Raw genomic sequence first — 16,126 nt, forward strand, 5'->3', positions numbered from 1 at the left:
TATGTACGAACACGACGTCATCGTGGTCGGCGCGGGCGGCGCCGGCCTCCGAGCCGCGATCGCAGCGCACGAGGCGGGAGCAGACACGGCGATCGTCTCGAAACTCCACCCGGTTCGCAGCCACACCGGCGCGGCCGAGGGGGGAATCAACGCCGCGCTCCGCGAGGGCGACGACTGGGAGTTGCACGCCTACGACACGATGAAGGGGTCGGACTACCTGGGCGACGCTCCCGCAGTCGAGACGCTCGCACAGGACGCCCCCGACGAGACGATCACCCTCGAACACTGGGGAATGCCCTTCTCGCGCGAGGAGGACGGCCGCGTCTCCCAGCGACCGTTCGGCGGACTCTCGTTCCCCCGGACGACGTACGCCGGCGCTGAAACCGGCCACCACCTGCTGCACGTGATGTACGAGCAGGTCGTCAAACGCGGCATCCAGGTGTACGACGAGTGGTACGTGATGAACCTCGCGACCACCGACGAGCCGGACCCGAACGACCGACGGTGTCACGGCATCGTCGCCTACGACGTCCAGTCCGGCGAGATCGAGGGGTTCAAGGCGAACCAGGGGGTCGTCCTCGCGACCGGCGGACCGGGACAGGCGTTCGATCACACCACCAACGCCGTCTCCTGTACCGGCGACGGCCACGCGATGGCCTACCGCGCCGGCGCGCCGCTCGAGGACATGGAGTTCATCCAGTTCCACCCGACGTCGCTTCCGTCGACCGGCGTGCTCATCTCCGAGGGCGTCCGCGGCGAGGGCGGCATCCTCTACAACGAGGACGGCGAGCGGTTCATGTTCGAGTACGGCTACGCGAACAACGACGGCGAACTCGCGAGTCGCGACGTCGTCGCCCGCGCGGAGCTCACCGAGGTCGCGGAGGGACGCGGCGTCAACGACGAGTACGTCCACCTCGACATGCGCCACCTCGGCGAAGAGCGCATCATCGACCGCCTCGAGAACATCCTGCACCTCGCTGAGGACTTCGAGGGCGTCGACGGGCTCGTCGAGCCGATGCCGGTCAAACCCGGCCAGCACTACGCGATGGGCGGCATCGAGGTCGACGAGAACGGCCAGACCTGCATCCAGGGACTGTACGCCGCCGGCGAGTGCGCCTGCGTCTCCGTTCACGGTGCCAACCGCCTCGGTGGCAACGCCCTGCCCGAACTGATCGTCTTCGGCAAGCGCGCCGGCCGCCACGCGGCGGGCGAGGATCTCGGCGAGCCCCAGATCCGAACCGGATACGACGACGACGTCGAGGACGAAGAGGGCGTCGACCTCCCGGTCGAACCCGGCGAGGCCGGACTCGATACGACCGGCGGCGTGGCCGCCGACGGCGGGGTCACAGCCGACGCCGAAGGCGCGCTCGAGCGCGCCGTCGAGCGCGAACGCGAACGCGTCGACGCGCTCATGCGCAAAGACGACGGCATCCAGCACGCGGAAATCCGCTCGAAGCTCCAGAACGCGATGACGGATTACGTCAACGTCTTCCGCACGGGCGACGGCATCAGGAAGGCGCTTTCGATCATCCGCGAGTGTCGCGAGCAGTACCAGGACGTCTACGTCGACGACCCCTCGCGGACGTTCAACACCGACCTCCAGCAGACCTACGAGACGCGGAACCTGATCGACGTCGCGGAGACGATCGCACTCGGCGCGCTCGTTCGAAACGAGTTCCGCGGCGCACACTGGCGACAGGAGAACCAGATTCGCGACGACGAAAACTGGCTCAAACACACGCTCATCTCCTGGGACGAAGGCGAGCCGTCGGTCTTCTACCGCCCGGTCATCCTCGAGGGCGAGGAAAAGACCTACGAGCCGAAAGAGCGCAGCTACTGAGTCGAATACGGTCTCTCGTTTCGCGCCGATCGAATCGAACCGACGGTTTTACGGGACGAATCCCTCGTCGACGGACGAATACCGGATTCACCGACCACGATGGCCATCTCGAATACGGCGTTGCCTCGACTCCTCGCCGGTGAGGTACGGTGTTGCCGGTCGTAATCGCAGACTCCTCGCCGGTGATCGCCGCGACTTCGATCGTCGCAGCGACGCCGACCGAAGTCGTCGTTCTGGCCGCCGTACTGACGGTGATCGTCGGACCGCTCGTGACGGCGGCGCTGTCGGTCCCGTCGCCGAACCGTCAGACGCCGAGCGCCTCGAGGAGGTCGACGCCAACGTCGAAGTAGTCGATCACCCTGTAACCGGCGTAGATGCCGACGATCCCCATGAGTCCGGGTAGTTCCGGCGGCGCGGGGATCGGAATGTTCAGAAACCGAAACAGGCCGCCGGTCACCAGCCCGGTCAACAGCGCCAGGATCGTAAGCTGCGTCGACATACCGTGTTCGTTCCTCGGGGAGCGTACAAAAGCGTACGCCTCCGCCACGACGACGAAATCCGAGCCCGGATCGTGAACCCGGAACGCGTCGGAGGGGCCGACGTCGCTCGATCCGGCGCGGCGCGAGATTTGCTCCGCGATACCACGGAACACACAGCCAAGAGACCGACCACCGCGACGGTCGGTGAACCGGCCGGATGACCGGTACGACGATCGGTACAAACCGCGAATCGGCCAAACGAACCGGTCTCGAGCCGTTTGAACGCCGTTTGCGGACTTCCAATCGCCGTTCGCGGGACGCTCGAACCCGGAAATCCGCCAGCATTTCGACGATCGTTGAAACACAGATTTATTATCGTCGAAAGTCAGGGATCGAGTATGAACTCGACTGCGGCACAGGACGTCGGCGTGTCGATGCCGGACGACATCACGTCCGCTCGAGCGAAGCTGGTTTATTACTATCTGGCGACCAACGACGGTGCGACGGTCAACGAGCTCCACGCCGAACTCGACATCAGCAAGGGGACGGTGCTTTCGATCACCGGAACGCTCCGCGACCGGGGCCACCTCGAGCGGACGGACGGTCGGTACGTGGCGGTCTAGAGTTCGATCCGTTCGACCAGTTGCTCGTGATTTTCGTTCGTGTTGACCGCGACGATGCGGATCTCGTCTTCGAGTCCGGAGCCCCTGAGCTTCGCTTTCAGTAGGTTGTCGACCTGGTAGACCCCTGCGGCGTTCGTCATCGCGATCTCGACCAGCACCGGACTGGTCTCGCCTTCGTGCAGTGAGACGCGCTTGATCGCCTGACTTGAGAGCGTGTTGATCCCTCGTCCGCCGTGTTCGTAGGGGATGCGCGAGCGTCCGCTTTCCATGTCCAGTGCGTCCGCGACGCGAATAATACCCGCCTCGGTCGTCAACGGCGTTTCGGCCGTGTGGTGACAGAGGATCGCGTGTAACACCTCGCCTTTCACCCGCACGATCTCCGACAGGTCGTAGAACTCCTCGAGGATCCGGTCGAGAACGTCAGCTGCGAGCGGAATGGAGTAGTACACGTGTTCGTCGCGGTGGACGACGTGACCGACGTCGTGAAGCGTCGCCGCGAGCGCGATGATGACCGACTCGTCTTCTTCGGCCAGCCCCTGCTGTCGGGCACCATTGAAGTCGACGTCGCTCGCTTTGAGCAGATCGTACAGACACAGCGCGCGGTTGCGAACGATCTCGATGTGTTTCTTGCCGTGATCGTTGTACTGCATCCGGTCGACGGCGTTGACGTTCTGTGCCTCGAGGTAGGTCTGAATCTCCTCGTCGTCGTCGACGTACTCGAGAACAGCGTTCAGTTTCTCGTCGGGGAAGTTGTGGTCGGCGTCGGGGGCGTAGATCCGGTGGGAATCCCCGTCGGCGGCGGGATCGCTCATACTCGACACTCGACAGCTGACTAAAAAAGCCCTGCGACGTGGTGACGGGAACGGATCAGGCGGCGTCTTCGACGGCTGCTTCGACCTCGGCGTACTCGGGTTCGACGCCGGGATCGTCGCTAACCCAGGCGTACGTGATCTCGCCGTCGGCGTCGACGACGAACACCGACCGCTTGGCGACGCCGTAGACGCCGAGGTCGTCGAAGTCCATTGCGACGTCGTACTCGTCGATGATCTGCTCGTTGAGGTCGCTCACCAGTCCGAACTCGAGGTCGTTCTGCTCGCGGAACTCGTTGAGCGCGAACGGCGAATCGCGGCTGATTCCGTAGACCGACGCGCCGACGTCGTCGAACGCCGAAATTCGGGCCTGAAACGTGCACATCTCGTCCGTACAGACGCCCGTGAACGCGCCGGGGAAGAACGCGAGGACGATCGGCGCGTCCTCTTCGAGGCGGTCGGACAGCGTGAACGAGTCGACGTCGCCGTTCGCGAGCGGTGCAGTGAAGTCGGGTGCGATGTCGCCAGTTTCTGGCATCGTCGGTCTGTTTCGTTCTAGGAGGAAAGACAGTTTCGTTCGCGGACCGATCGATCGAGGGACACAGTTTCGATCGACCGCAAATCGAAGCCCGATCGCGTCGACGCTCGGTTTTCCGATCGTACCACCGGTTTTTTGGCGCGTGCCGTCCGATCAGCGAACGAGAAGCGTATCGAATCGACTCGGTGGGGTCGGCGCGCTCGAACCGTTCTCGACGACTCCCTCGAAAAGTCGTCGGTAGATGGCGGCTGGCGTCCGAACCGGTACGAGCGTCGTGGCGGTCTCCCCACGAGGCGCGGTCGAATCGTCGCCTCGGATCCGTCCGAAACCGTCGACGTCGTCGAACGCGCTCGAAGCCGATCGCCCCGAATTCCCGCGAAAACAGGTTTTCAGCGCGCGTTCGCTTTCCTGTTCGGTCCAAAAAGGTTATAATTGCCAGCCGGTAAGCCACGCATAGAGATGGTAGCCGAAATCGCACCGCTGTTCGCCCCCATTCCAGGGGGTCCGGAACTACTGATCATCCTTTTCATCGCCATTTTGCTGTTCGGGGCGAACAAGATCCCGAAGCTGGCGCGGTCGACCGGGGAGGCAATGGGCGAATTCCAGAAGGGGCGTGAAAAGGTCGAAACGGAACTCGAGGAAATGCGCGAGGGTGACTTCGAGGACTTCGACGAGGAGGACGACTCCGACTTCGTCGACACGGAGCCTGTCACCACCGAAGAGGACGAGGAGACGGAAACGGAGACCGAGACCAACTGACGCTTTTCTCGGGGCGTGTGGCCTAGCGGAGAGGGCAGGAGGTTCCTAACCTTCTGATCGCGGGTTCGAATCCCGCCACGCCCGTGCAGCGAGCCACGCAGTGGCGAGCGAACCGGCATGGCGGGATTCGAATCAGACCGAGGTTCTGCGAGCGACGGCGAGCAGGTTCTCGGGCGTGGTTCGAATCCCGTCGCGACCGCTCACTCGCTTCGTTCGCTCGCGGCCGTGACGGAGCTCGCAAACGCGTCCCGTTTGCTCGCTCCGGTCACGTCCTGAACCTGCATGCGGCCGGACGACCGCACCGAGCACTCGAGGGTCGAGACCACGTTCGATCGGTATCGCCGTGAGCGAGCACGGATCGCGCCTCGAGTACCGCCCACCTCCTCGCTCGCCCACGGGTGTGACGGAAAACGGGTCGCAGGAACTCGTTCTGCAGGTACACGTTCCCGACACGCTCTCACAGCCATCGAACGACGCGTCCGGTCGGGCGGTCACGACGCCGAACGCGTCGCCCTCCGCGAGGGCCCGCACTCGCGGCCGTTGGCTCGAGGAGCGAACCCGGAAGCACACCGAGCGAACCGCCGCCGCGAAGGTGGGACGAGCCGACGTCAACCACGGATTCACAACAACGGTGACAAAATTAACAATGTGGACGGATTGGAAACGGATCTCGAGAGTAAAATTATAATTAAACCGTTTCTCGATGCAGATCTTAACGAAGAAAAATAATCTATTTATTCGATGGGAAAACGCCGACTCTCGGAGGTTATCAGGAGTGATAATGTGCACATGAAATTTTTGAAGGGTGAGGGTTTGGATGGTACCAATGGCTATTGACGAGGCTGATCGGTCGGATGCCGGGGAATTCTCCGAGGGCGAGGCATCCGACGCAGTGTCGGAGGGACGATCGGATTCGGGTGCGGGATCGGGCTCGCGCGAGCCGGCTCGGGTGGGCGAGTACACGTGGGCGGATTTCATGGACGAATACGGCCACGGGGACGAGGTCGACGACCTCCCGCCGTACGGCCGCGGACCGAGAGAACCCGGCGACCAGCTCGGACTCGACACCGACGAGGACGAACCGACGGTGCCACGCGGCGACGACTGGAACCACGTCGAGTTCGATCCGCAGACCTACCTGGGGTACCATCCCGACGAACTGACCGAGTGGATCCTCCCGACGGCGGGGGACGACGCCGAGTTCCTCGAGGACGCCTTTCTCGAGTACGTCGATCCCGCGACGACGCCGGTCGTCAAGGACGTCTGGACCTGGGAGCACTACAAGTGGGAGTACTACTACGACGACGACGGAAGCAGACCGCGCGACGAAACCGGCGAAATCGTTCCCCACGAGCCGGAGGAGGCGCTCGGTTTCGACCCCGATCGAATCGAAGAACGACTCTCGCTGGGAGACGATATCGCCATGGCGCTGGACGAAGTCGTCGACGAGCGGACCGTCAACGTCCAGGAGGATTTCGACGAAGACGAGTTCTTCTCGACGGCCGAGGGAACGACCACCGTCACCAACCGCTACGACCTCGAGAAGGCGGTGCCGTTCGAGAAGAAAACCCACTTCCGGGAAGTCGAGCGCTACTGGGTGAACAAACCGTACGCCTGCGTCGTGATCTTCCACTCGGAGAAAGAAAACGAAAAGAAGTACTACGTCGTCGAGCCGTATCTCAACGAGATCGAATCCGAGCTACAGGAGTTTCTGGCGGGCAAGCTCAGGCGGGCGATCAAGTACTCCGAAGAGGGAATCAAGGAGAAAGCGAGCGAGGAGGGCAGACGAACCGTCATCGAAAACGAGACGCGCCGACTCCTGAAACGGTACGACCTCTTCGACAGGACGGCCGGGAGTACGAAGGCCGGCCTCATCGAATCGCTTCGTTCGGTCCTGGACGACGAGGACGACGAAGACGGGAACGAGCCCCTCGAACTCGAGGGGATCGAGGTCCGACCGGAACCGATCGTGCTCGCGGAGGATCCGGACACGTTGAACGAGTACCAGATCGAAAAACTGCTCTACCTGCTCAAGCGCGATTTCATCGGATACGAGCGGATCGACGGCATCAAACACGACATCAACGTCGAGGACATCTCGTGTGACGGCTACAACTCTCCGGTGTTCGTCTATCACTCCGAGTACGAACAGATCATCAGCAACATCTACCACGGGGAGGACGAACTCGACGACTTCGTCGTGAAGCTTGCACAGCGATCGGGGAAAGGGATCAGCAAACGGCTTCCGCAGGTCGACGCGACGCTTCCGGACGGCTCGCGCGCCCAGCTAACGCTCGGCAAGGAGGTATCCGACCACGGGACGAACTACACGATCCGTCAGTTCAAGGACGTGCCGTTCACGCCGATCGACCTCATCAACTGGAACACCTTCAGCCTGGACGAGATGGCGTTTCTCTGGCTGGCGATCGAGAATCACAAGAGTCTGATCTTCGCCGGCGGAACCGCGTCCGGGAAGACGACCTCGCTGAACGCCGTCTCGCTGTTCATCCCGAGCAACGCGAAGATCGTCTCGATCGAAGACACTCGCGAGGTCGAACTACCCCAGCGAAACTGGATCGCGAGCGTCACCCGGCCGTCGTTCAACGACGACGCAGCCGGCGACGTCGACGAGTTCGACCTCCTCGAGGCCGCGCTTCGTCAGCGACCCGACTACATCGTCATGGGTGAGATCCGGGGTGAAGAGGGACGAACGCTGTTTCAGGTCATGTCGACCGGCCACACGACCTACACGACGTTCCACGCCGACTCCGTCGACGAGGTGCTCAAGCGTTTTACGACCGATCCGATCAACGTCTCGAAGACGATGTTCACCGCGCTGGATCTGGTGTCGATCCAGACCCAGACGCGAGTTCACGGGTCGAAGGTGCGACGTAACAAGTCGTTGACGGAGATCAACCACTACGAGGCCGAACACGACGAGATCAACGTCCAGGACGTCTATCAGTGGCAGGCAGAAACAGACGAGTTCCTCAAGATGGGCGACTCGAACACCCTCGAGGAGATTCAGTTCGACCGCGGCTGGAGTACGGAGAAACTCGAGGATGAGCTGTTCAAACGCGAAGTTATCCTCGCGTATCTCATCAAAAACGAACTCAACACGTACGCGGAGGTCGCTGCGACCGTCCAGGCGTTCATCAACGATCCCGAGACGATCCTGACGCTCATCGCGAACGGTCAGCTCGAGGACAGCCTCGACGACCTGCGCGAGATGGAGAGCGTCCTGATCGACGTCGACCCGGAGAAAGAAGCGCTCGTTCCGCGACCGTCCTCGACGACGGAGACGTACAACCTCTCGATGGACATCTTAGAACGCGCCGAGGAGTCGCTGTTCGAGGAGTACCGCGGCAAGGTTCCCAGCGGACTCGCGAGCGCGCTCGGCGACTTCGAAGAGGGCCAGACGATCGAGGCCGAACCCGGATCGGGTGACGGATTCGACTTCGCCAACGACCTCGACGGCGACGAGTGGCAGTTCGACGACGCGGATTTCGATTCGGACCCTGTCGACGATGACGACGAACCGGTGTGGCTCGGAGCCGACGACGCCGCGGATACCGCAATCGCGGACGCGGACGGACAGCTCGAGCCGGCAGAGAGCAGCGACTCCGTCGACGGGGAACTCGAACCCGCGGAAGAAACGACGGCTCCCGCGAACGGATCGAGCGCGGACGTCGCGGCCGGATCCGAACCAGAGCGTCGATCGCGTTCCGACGAGGACCGTCCGAGCGACGACCGTGAACGATCGGCGACTCGAGAAACCGCGAGCGACGTCGTCGAGGACGGCGAAGCCCTCGGCGGACTGTTCGACGACATGGAAGAGACCCTCGACACCCTCGGCGGTTCCCGTCGAGAGCGCCCGGGCGACGATCGGCGGTCACCCGAATCGAACGAACCCGAGCCCATGTTCCCGGACGGAAAACTGGACGTGGTGTTCGATCCCGAGTCGGACGACGAGGAGCCGTCGACCGATTTCAGCGGTGAACTCGACGAGCCGTCGGATTCGGACGAAACGGAGGCGGCTGATCCGCCGGACGGGCCCGCATCGGAACCCGAAACGGAAACCGACGAAACGATCTTCGGAACGCACCCCGAGTCGCCGTTCAGCGAGGATTCCGAACCGACCGACGACGACGAAACGTCGCTGTTCGACGCCGCCGACGAGTCCGACGCCGACGAATCGATCTTCGGTCGCTCCGGCGGAGCCGACGACGGTGACGACGCGGTCGACGAACGCGACGAGGAAGCAGACGAATGAGCCTGCAGACTGACGGTTCGAACGTCGGCGGCGACGACGTCTCGACTCGATCCGACGTGCTCGGCGACGCGTTTTATCCGCTGTACACCCGCCTCTTCGACGAGGACAGCGAATTCGTCTCGGACGTCGAGACCAAACTCGCCCAGGCCCGGATGAGCGACACGGTCGAACTCTACCTCTCGCGAGCGCTCGGCATCGGCGTCATCACCGGGTTCGCGCTGTGGTTGATCGGGATAACGCTCGGATACGCGCTGTTTGCGACCGGATTTATCGCGATCGATCACATCATCGGTATTCCGGTCGGAAGCCAGACCCTGCTCGAGATCATCGACGTGTTACGGATACCGGCGCTGGTCGTCTTCACCGGGTTCGTGTTCGGGACGATCGGGTTCGGGCTCGGATTCGGCTCGCTCGTCGCGATTCCGTACTCGCGGGTGTCGGCGCGCAAACGCGAGATCAACATGCTGTTGACCGACTCTGTCTCGTTCATGTACGCGCTCTCGGTCGGCGGGCTGAACCAGCTCGAGATCATCGACGCGATGGCCGAAGCCGACGACACCTACGGAGAGGTGTCCAAGGAGTTCCAGAGCATCGTCAAAGAGACCGAGTACTTCGGCGTCGACTACCGGACGGCGATCCGCAAGCAAGCCCTCGAAACGCCGAGCGACGAGCTGTCGCAGTTTCTGACCGACATGCTCTCGATCGTCAACAGCGGCGGTGACATGCAGAGCTTCCTCGAGGACAAGAAAGAAAAGCACATGCGAACGGCCAAGCAGGAACAGGAGCTCACCCTCGAGACGCTCGAACTGTTCGGCGAGATGTACATGACGCTGTCGCTATTTCCGCTGTTGTTGATTATCATCATGGTCGTCATGCAGATGATTCCCCAGGCGGACGTCTCCAACGCGATGCTCTACATGACGGTGTACGCGTTGATTCCGTTGATCGGGATCGCCTTTCTCGTCCTGGTTTCGACGGTCAAACACGACGAGACCGGCGACGGCTACCTGTCGATGGGAAGCGACGACCGACGACATCACGACGTCCAGGACGGCGGCGTCCTCAAGCTCGGATTCGTCGAACAGTTCACCGGCGAGCACAGCGTCTTCGACCGGGTCAAAAACCGCGAAGGGACGTACGAGACGATGGAGGTGCTCAGACAGCCCCACATCTTCTTCCGGGACAACCCGCTGTACACGTTGGCGTTGACCGTCCCCATCTCGCTCGTGATCGTCGCGTTGGCCATGGTGAACGGATCCGCGCCGCTTTCGTGGAACGAACTCGTCGCGAACCCGATCTGGGGAACGTTCATCTACGTCTACGTGCCGCTGTACGTCACGGCGATTCCGCTCTCTATCTTCCGGGAGTGGAACGTCAGGCACAGAAACGCCGTCATCAGTCAACTCTCCGAGGACCTCCGGAAGCTCTCGAGCGCGAACGACACGGGACTGACGTTACTCGAGTCGCTCAAGGCCGTCTCCGATACGACGAGCGGACGGCTTCCGCGGGAGTTCGAGATGATGCACACGAAGGTCAACTACGGGATGAGCCTGAAAGAAGCGCTAATCGAGTTCAACAACAAGTACCACATTCCGCGTTTGGCGCGAACGACCCGACTCATCACCGAAGCACAGGAGGCCTCGAACCAGATATCTGACGTGCTCCGCACCGCAGCACAGGCCAGCGAAAATCACGACGACATCGAACGCGAGCGAAAATCACGAACGCGGATGCAGGTGGTGATCATCGTCATGACGTTCATGACGGTGCTTGCGGTGATCGCGATCCTCAAAACGCAGTTTATCGACACGATGTCCGGCCTCGAAAGCGGCGGCGGTGGCGACGTGGGGTCCGACAGCGAACTCGCACAGGCGGACCTCAGCGAGAACGTCAACGTCGCGATGCTGTCCGTCCTGTTCTTTCACGCGATCACGTTACAGGGGATCATCTCGGGGTTCATCTGCGGCTACATCCGCGATGCGGACATCCTGAGCGGGCTGAAGTACGTGATCGTGCTGGCGACGTTCGCGCTGTTCGGATGGACGATGGTGGCCTGAGATGCCTCGAGCGAATCCGCGAGCCGAGCCCGCACCCGACTCGAGCCGGGGACAGACCACGCAGGATTTCGTCGTCGGAATCGGAATCTTCGTTCTGGCCGTCGCGTTCGTGTTCACGACGGTGCCGACGTTTCTGGCAACGCCGACTGGATCGGTCGACGGCGCTGACCTCGCACAGGCCGACCGCGTCGCCGCGGTGATCGTCTCGGACCTCGAGACGGATACGCCGAACGAGCTGGACGGCGAGGCGTTCAACGACACGTACGGAGCGCACTGGGACGACGAAAACGCGACCGCGTGGTTCGGCCTGCGAGCGAGCGACGACGATCACCGCTTCGACAGGGTAAACGTCACCATCCGGGAACTCGAGGACGGACCGAACGATCCGCCGGTCGAACTGAACGAGAGCGGCGTCCCGCTGACGGTCGGCGACGACTACAGAAACCAGCCGTACGTGCAGGTCGATCGGATCGTGACGGTTACCGGTATCAACGAAAGCGCCGAGCTGGAAGAGGGCGATCCGCTGCGACTCGAGGTGCGGACGTGGTAACATGATCGGACGAAAATCGATCGGCGAAAACGCAGAGTCGGAGCGCGGGCAGGTATACACGCTCGAGGGATTCGCCGCGGCGGCGGTCGTACTGTTCGCGCTGTTGTTCGCCATCCAGGCGGTCGTAATCGCGCCCGGCTCCGGCGGCGCGGTCGATCGAACGGCCCAGGCCCAGACCCAACAGGAGGTCCAGGATGCGCTGGTCGTCGCAGCGTACGCCGACGACGGCGACGGATCGCTGTCCGAACTGGTCCGCTACTGGGCGAACCGCGAGGACTTCGAATCGCACAACGTCGAGGATCACTTCGTGGAGTACTTCGTTCTCGGGGAGATCCTGGACTCGCATTTCACGGGCTCCGGTACCGGCGACCGGTACGGCGTCGAGTTCGTCTACCTGAACGAGAGCGAGCCCGAGAACGTCGGCCTCGTTGGATCGTCGACGAACGATCCGACGGCCGTCACGGCGAGTTACACCGCCACAATATACGAGGGTCAGAACGTGACGAAACTGGATAACGGTGCAGTCGTGGAGAAAACCGAAAACGCCGAGATCGAAGACGAAACTTACAGCAGACTCCCGTCCGCGGAGACGGGATCGAATCCGGTTCACAACGTCGTGGAGGTGCGAGTGACCGTATGGTAACCGACGTTCGAGATCGCGGCCAGGTACTCCTCATCGGCGCGATCGTCATCGCGTTCGTCGTTCTCGGAACCGTCGTCGCTTACAACGGGCTGATGCACACGGAGACGCTGTCCTCGAGTTCGACCGGCCAGGACGTCGAGAGAGCGGACGTGACCGGTCACGAACTCGAACAGGCGATCCAGGGCCGGAGCGCGTGGTACGTCGAGCGTCGAGGTGGTCTCGAGACGATGCTTCAGGCGAGCGACCCCGAGACGGAGTTCTACGACGAAGACGAGTGGGAGACGGTGATCGTCGACGAGGTGTTGCCCCACTATCGCGACGACTCGATCAAGCGAACGCCTGCCGTCGTCGACGTGACGAACGTCTCGGAATCCGCGTCGATATCCGTTCTCGAAAACGAGGGTGCGCCGGTCGGTGACTACGAGGGAGAGGAAGTGTTCAACGGTACCGAAACCGGCGGCAACGTATTCGAGTTCGAGGTCTGGAACTTCGACTACGGCGGCGGCAGTAGCGAAGTGATCACGATCGAAACGCCGGAACAGCAGATCGATTTCGTCGTCGATCAGGGGGCAGAAGAGATCAGGTACGCCGGCGACGATTGTCAGATAAACGAACGTATCGAAGGGATCGATTTCGTAGAGGGGACCGTCGTGGATCGATTCGGCGGAACGACTAGTTGCGATTTCGGCCCGATCGAGAAAGGAATGGAAGTCGAACGAATCGTGTTTACGGATATGTCGAGCGCGTACGAGTACGATCTTCGAGGCGTAGGCGAGAGTCACGAACGTGGAAACGCTGACGAGATTCCCTGGATTGTGGATGTTACCTACACCTACGACTCAAACGACGTCTCGAGCGAGCGCACGATCGAGGTCGACCTCTACGGTGAGCTGTTATGAGAGGCGATCCCGTGACGACCGATCGAGCGCTTTCGACCGCCGTCACCCACGTCCTCACGATGGGGATCACGACGATCCTCGTTGCCGGGCTGCTCATGAGTTCGGGAACGCTGATCGAGGTGCAGTCGGATCGGAGCGCAGAACAGTCGCTCGAGACGATCGGCGAACGCCTGGCCGGCGAGATCGCGGACGTCGACCGGCTGGGAGGCGACGGCGACGCGGTGAACGTGACCGCGTCGCATCCGGAGACCGTCGCCGGATCGACGTATCGGATCGAACTCGAAGAGCGGAGCGCGTGCGCCGGCGATCCGTTACTCGACGGGAACGCGGACTGCCTTCGTTTGACCGCGAACGGGGCCGACGTCGAAGTGATCGTCCCGATCGCGAGCGAGAGCGACCTCGAGTACGGAAGCACGGCGACCGGCGGCACGATCGAGATCGAACACGACGGAACCGCGATCGGGATTCGGTGAGTAGACGATGAGACAAACGCGATTCACAGCAGCGTTCGGATCGACGACGGACGATCGAGGCGTAACCGAGGTACTCAGTTTCGTGCTGGTCTTTTCGATCGTGCTCACGTCGGTGATCCTCGTCGGACTGGTCGGCTTCCAGGCGATCGAAGACTACCAGGAAAACGAAAAGCTCGGCAACGCCGAACGAGCGATGGACGCGTTCGCCGACAACGCAAACGACGTCGTCCGGAACGACGGGGTGACTCACCGGTCCGGAACGCTCACCCTCCGCGAGGGGACCGTCTCACCGGGAGAAGCGGGGACGACCCTCGACGCGACGGTGTACGACGAACACGGATCGCCGACGTGGAACTGGAGCGACGAGTACGCAGGCGAGGATCTCGGCGCGTTCGTCTACGAGACCGACTCGATGACGGTCGCCTACGAGGGCGGTGGCGTCTTCCGGGGGAGCGGGGACGGCTCGAGTGCCGTCATCTCCGATCCGATGGTCACCTGTCGCGAACGCACCGACACCGCGTTGGTATCGCTCGTGAAAATTTCCCACGGCGACCGGTCGATCCAGAGCACCGAGGGGATGGAGTTCAGGCTCTCGAAAGTCGACGGTGAAACGGTGCGGAAGTTCGAAACCGGAACCGAGAACGTGACCGTCGAGGTCGAGGACGGACCGCACCGCGGCGGCTGGGAGACGTACTTCGAGAACGCGGAGGGATGGGAGTGGGACGAAACCGAGAACGCGGCCGTCTGCGACGCCGACAGCGTCTCGATCGACGTCGTCGAGGTCCAGATCGACTATCCCGAACTCGGCTGAGGACGACGGTCGGCTCCGGTTTTCACTCGTAACACGTCGCAAAGAGACGACAGCGTCAGGAATCCTCCCAGTCGCCGGTCAACATCGCCCGGAGCCCGGCTCGAGACGCGAGCGCTCGAATCCGCTCGGCGTGGTCCTCGAGCCCACCACCGACTTCGAGGTAGAGCCCGTTGGACAGCTGATACGGGGAGGTCATTGATTCGCTGTCGGATCCCGTGGGTTCGTCGTTCAGGACGACGCGGCCGTCCTCGGTGGGACGCCACGGAACCGAGACGCCGGAGAGCCCCCGGTCGAACAGGTACTCCGCCGCGTGGACGAGCGCCCGTCCGGAACTCGAGTGGCCGATCGCGCCGATCGAACCGCGGTCGTTGAAGAATTTGACGACGAACTCGCCGTCCCCGTCCGCATCCGCCGGTACGGTTTGCTCGTCAGTGTCAGCCCGCTCTGAGCCCGTCGGTGCAGCCGGTTCGTCGGATCCGGCTACGGCGGGTTCGTCGCGCCCGATAGTCTCTCCGTCGGCGGTTTGCGTTTCGTCCGAGCCGCTCGGGACGGACGCTTCGTCGTCGCGTTCGACTGCGCCGTCCACCGCCGACGGCTCGGAGAACCGAAACGAAACGGATCCGGTCGACGCGTCGGACTCGTCGTTCGACCCGGCTGCGAACCGATCGTACTCGTCGCCAGCAAACGAGACGATCAACCGATCGACGAACCTGTCCGCGGCGGACTCGAACTCCTCGGCGTAGCGCTCTCCGCCGGTCGCGGCGGTCAACCGCTCGACGAACGACCGAACGATCGCCGCTCGTTCGAGCGCGAGCCGTCGTCCGACGACCTCGGGGGCGTCGCCTTCGAGCCGGCGGCTCGCGTCCGCGCGGGTGAAGTGTTCGATCGAGGATTCGTGCTCGGGTAGCGCAGGGAGACGACACGGGAGCCGATCGACGCCCGTCGTCCCCGCCAGAAAGAAGTACTCGCGACCGTTGGTGTAGAGCGCGCGGTCGACGCCGGTCCACGACATCGCTTCGAGGAGGTCCGTCGCCCGCGCCTCCTCGAGCGCGGTGCCGTAGGGCTCGACGGCGACGAACAGCGCGGGAATCGAGTCGACCGCGAGCACGTACTCGAGGTGAACGTCCTCGACGGCGTCGTCGACGACCGTCGCGTCGGCGGAGACGTTCCAGCCGAGCGTCTCGAGGAACGGTTCGACGATCCAGGTGCGCGTCTCGCCTGCGGTCGTCGGCGGGGCGGAGTCGACCAGCGTTCGACAGCGGGTGACGAACGGGCGAAGGTCGAGGCCGGTCATCGTTGGGTCGTACTCGACCGACGATCATGTAAACGGTGGTCGACACTCACGCAGCGAAGACGGTCACGCGTTCGGGTC

General features: G+C 62.8%; 14 protein-coding genes and 1 tRNA gene. 11 read left to right on the top strand and 4 right to left on the bottom strand.

Annotated features, from left to right (window positions below; genetic code table 11):
- Position 1: 1 nt before the first annotated feature.
- Positions 2 to 1,840 carry an FAD-binding protein gene (locus tag EA472_RS13120; protein WP_124191969.1) on the top strand — a complete coding sequence of 613 codons (1,839 nt, stop codon included), beginning with the start codon at positions 2 to 4 and terminating at the stop codon, positions 1,838 to 1,840.
- A 304-nt stretch (positions 1,841 to 2,144) separates the two neighbouring features.
- Here EA472_RS13120 and EA472_RS13125 read toward each other — a convergent pair whose 3' ends face one another.
- Positions 2,145 to 2,339 (bottom strand): XapX domain-containing protein, encoded by a 195-nt coding sequence (locus tag EA472_RS13125; RefSeq protein WP_124191970.1) that lies wholly within the window; start codon positions 2,337 to 2,339, stop codon positions 2,145 to 2,147.
- A gap of 378 nt (positions 2,340 to 2,717) precedes the next feature.
- Between EA472_RS13125 and EA472_RS13130 the strand changes: the two genes are divergently transcribed.
- Positions 2,718 to 2,942, top strand: a complete 225-nt coding sequence (locus EA472_RS13130; RefSeq protein WP_124191971.1) for a helix-turn-helix domain-containing protein — start codon at positions 2,718 to 2,720, stop codon at positions 2,940 to 2,942.
- Here EA472_RS13130 and EA472_RS13135 read toward each other — a convergent pair.
- Together EA472_RS13135 and EA472_RS13140 are read right to left on the bottom strand one after the other, a co-directional pair.
- Positions 2,939 to 3,754 (bottom strand): HD domain-containing protein, encoded by an 816-nt coding sequence (locus EA472_RS13135; RefSeq protein WP_124191972.1) that lies wholly within the window; start codon positions 3,752 to 3,754, stop codon positions 2,939 to 2,941. The two genes, EA472_RS13130 and EA472_RS13135, sit on opposite strands and share 4 nt — an antisense overlap.
- Positions 3,755 to 3,809: 55 nt before the next feature.
- Positions 3,810 to 4,289 (bottom strand): redoxin domain-containing protein, encoded by a 480-nt coding sequence (locus EA472_RS13140; RefSeq protein WP_124191973.1) that lies wholly within the window; start codon positions 4,287 to 4,289, stop codon positions 3,810 to 3,812.
- Between the two features lie 459 nt (positions 4,290 to 4,748).
- Between EA472_RS13140 and tatA the strand changes: the two genes are divergently transcribed.
- From tatA to EA472_RS13185, 9 genes are all read left to right on the top strand, one after another.
- Positions 4,749 to 5,048, top strand: coding sequence for a twin-arginine translocase TatA/TatE family subunit (tatA, locus tag EA472_RS13145; RefSeq protein ID WP_124191974.1), 300 nt, complete (start codon positions 4,749 to 4,751; stop codon positions 5,046 to 5,048).
- Positions 5,049 to 5,059: 11 nt separating this feature from the next.
- Positions 5,060 to 5,132, top strand: a tRNA-Arg gene (locus tag EA472_RS13150).
- A 742-nt stretch (positions 5,133 to 5,874) separates the two neighbouring features.
- Positions 5,875 to 9,321, top strand: a complete 3,447-nt coding sequence (locus tag EA472_RS13155) for an ATPase, T2SS/T4P/T4SS family (RefSeq protein ID WP_124191975.1) — start codon at positions 5,875 to 5,877, stop codon at positions 9,319 to 9,321.
- A complete protein-coding gene (locus tag EA472_RS13160; RefSeq protein WP_124191976.1) occupies positions 9,318 to 11,378 on the top strand; it encodes a type II secretion system F family protein in 2,061 nt (686 codons plus the stop codon). The genes EA472_RS13155 and EA472_RS13160 overlap by 4 nt, the downstream gene beginning before the upstream one ends.
- Position 11,379: 1 nt before the next feature.
- Positions 11,380 to 11,928, top strand: a complete 549-nt coding sequence (locus EA472_RS13165) for a DUF7287 family protein (protein ID WP_124191977.1) — start codon at positions 11,380 to 11,382, stop codon at positions 11,926 to 11,928.
- 1 nt (position 11,929) lies between these two features.
- Complete coding sequence (locus tag EA472_RS13170) at positions 11,930 to 12,571, top strand: DUF7288 family protein (RefSeq protein WP_124191978.1); 642 nt, start codon at positions 11,930 to 11,932, stop codon at positions 12,569 to 12,571.
- Positions 12,565 to 13,470, top strand: a complete 906-nt coding sequence (locus EA472_RS13175; RefSeq protein WP_124191979.1) for a DUF7261 family protein — start codon at positions 12,565 to 12,567, stop codon at positions 13,468 to 13,470. The genes EA472_RS13170 and EA472_RS13175 overlap by 7 nt, the downstream gene beginning before the upstream one ends.
- Positions 13,467 to 13,943 carry a DUF7266 family protein gene (locus EA472_RS13180; RefSeq protein ID WP_124191980.1) on the top strand — a complete coding sequence of 159 codons (477 nt, stop codon included), beginning with the start codon at positions 13,467 to 13,469 and terminating at the stop codon, positions 13,941 to 13,943. The genes EA472_RS13175 and EA472_RS13180 overlap by 4 nt, the downstream gene beginning before the upstream one ends.
- A gap of 7 nt (positions 13,944 to 13,950) precedes the next feature.
- Complete coding sequence (locus EA472_RS13185; protein ID WP_124191981.1) at positions 13,951 to 14,754, top strand: DUF7289 family protein; 804 nt, start codon at positions 13,951 to 13,953, stop codon at positions 14,752 to 14,754.
- Positions 14,755 to 14,809: 55 nt separating this feature from the next.
- Here EA472_RS13185 and EA472_RS13190 read toward each other — a convergent pair whose 3' ends face one another.
- Complete coding sequence (locus EA472_RS13190) at positions 14,810 to 16,048, bottom strand: hypothetical protein (protein WP_124191982.1); 1,239 nt, start codon at positions 16,046 to 16,048, stop codon at positions 14,810 to 14,812.
- Positions 16,049 to 16,126: the final 78 nt, after the last annotated feature.

This window comes from Natrarchaeobius oligotrophus (genome assembly GCF_003841465.1).
In the GTDB taxonomy this organism is placed as follows: domain Archaea; phylum Halobacteriota; class Halobacteria; order Halobacteriales; family Natrialbaceae; genus Natrarchaeobius; species Natrarchaeobius oligotrophus.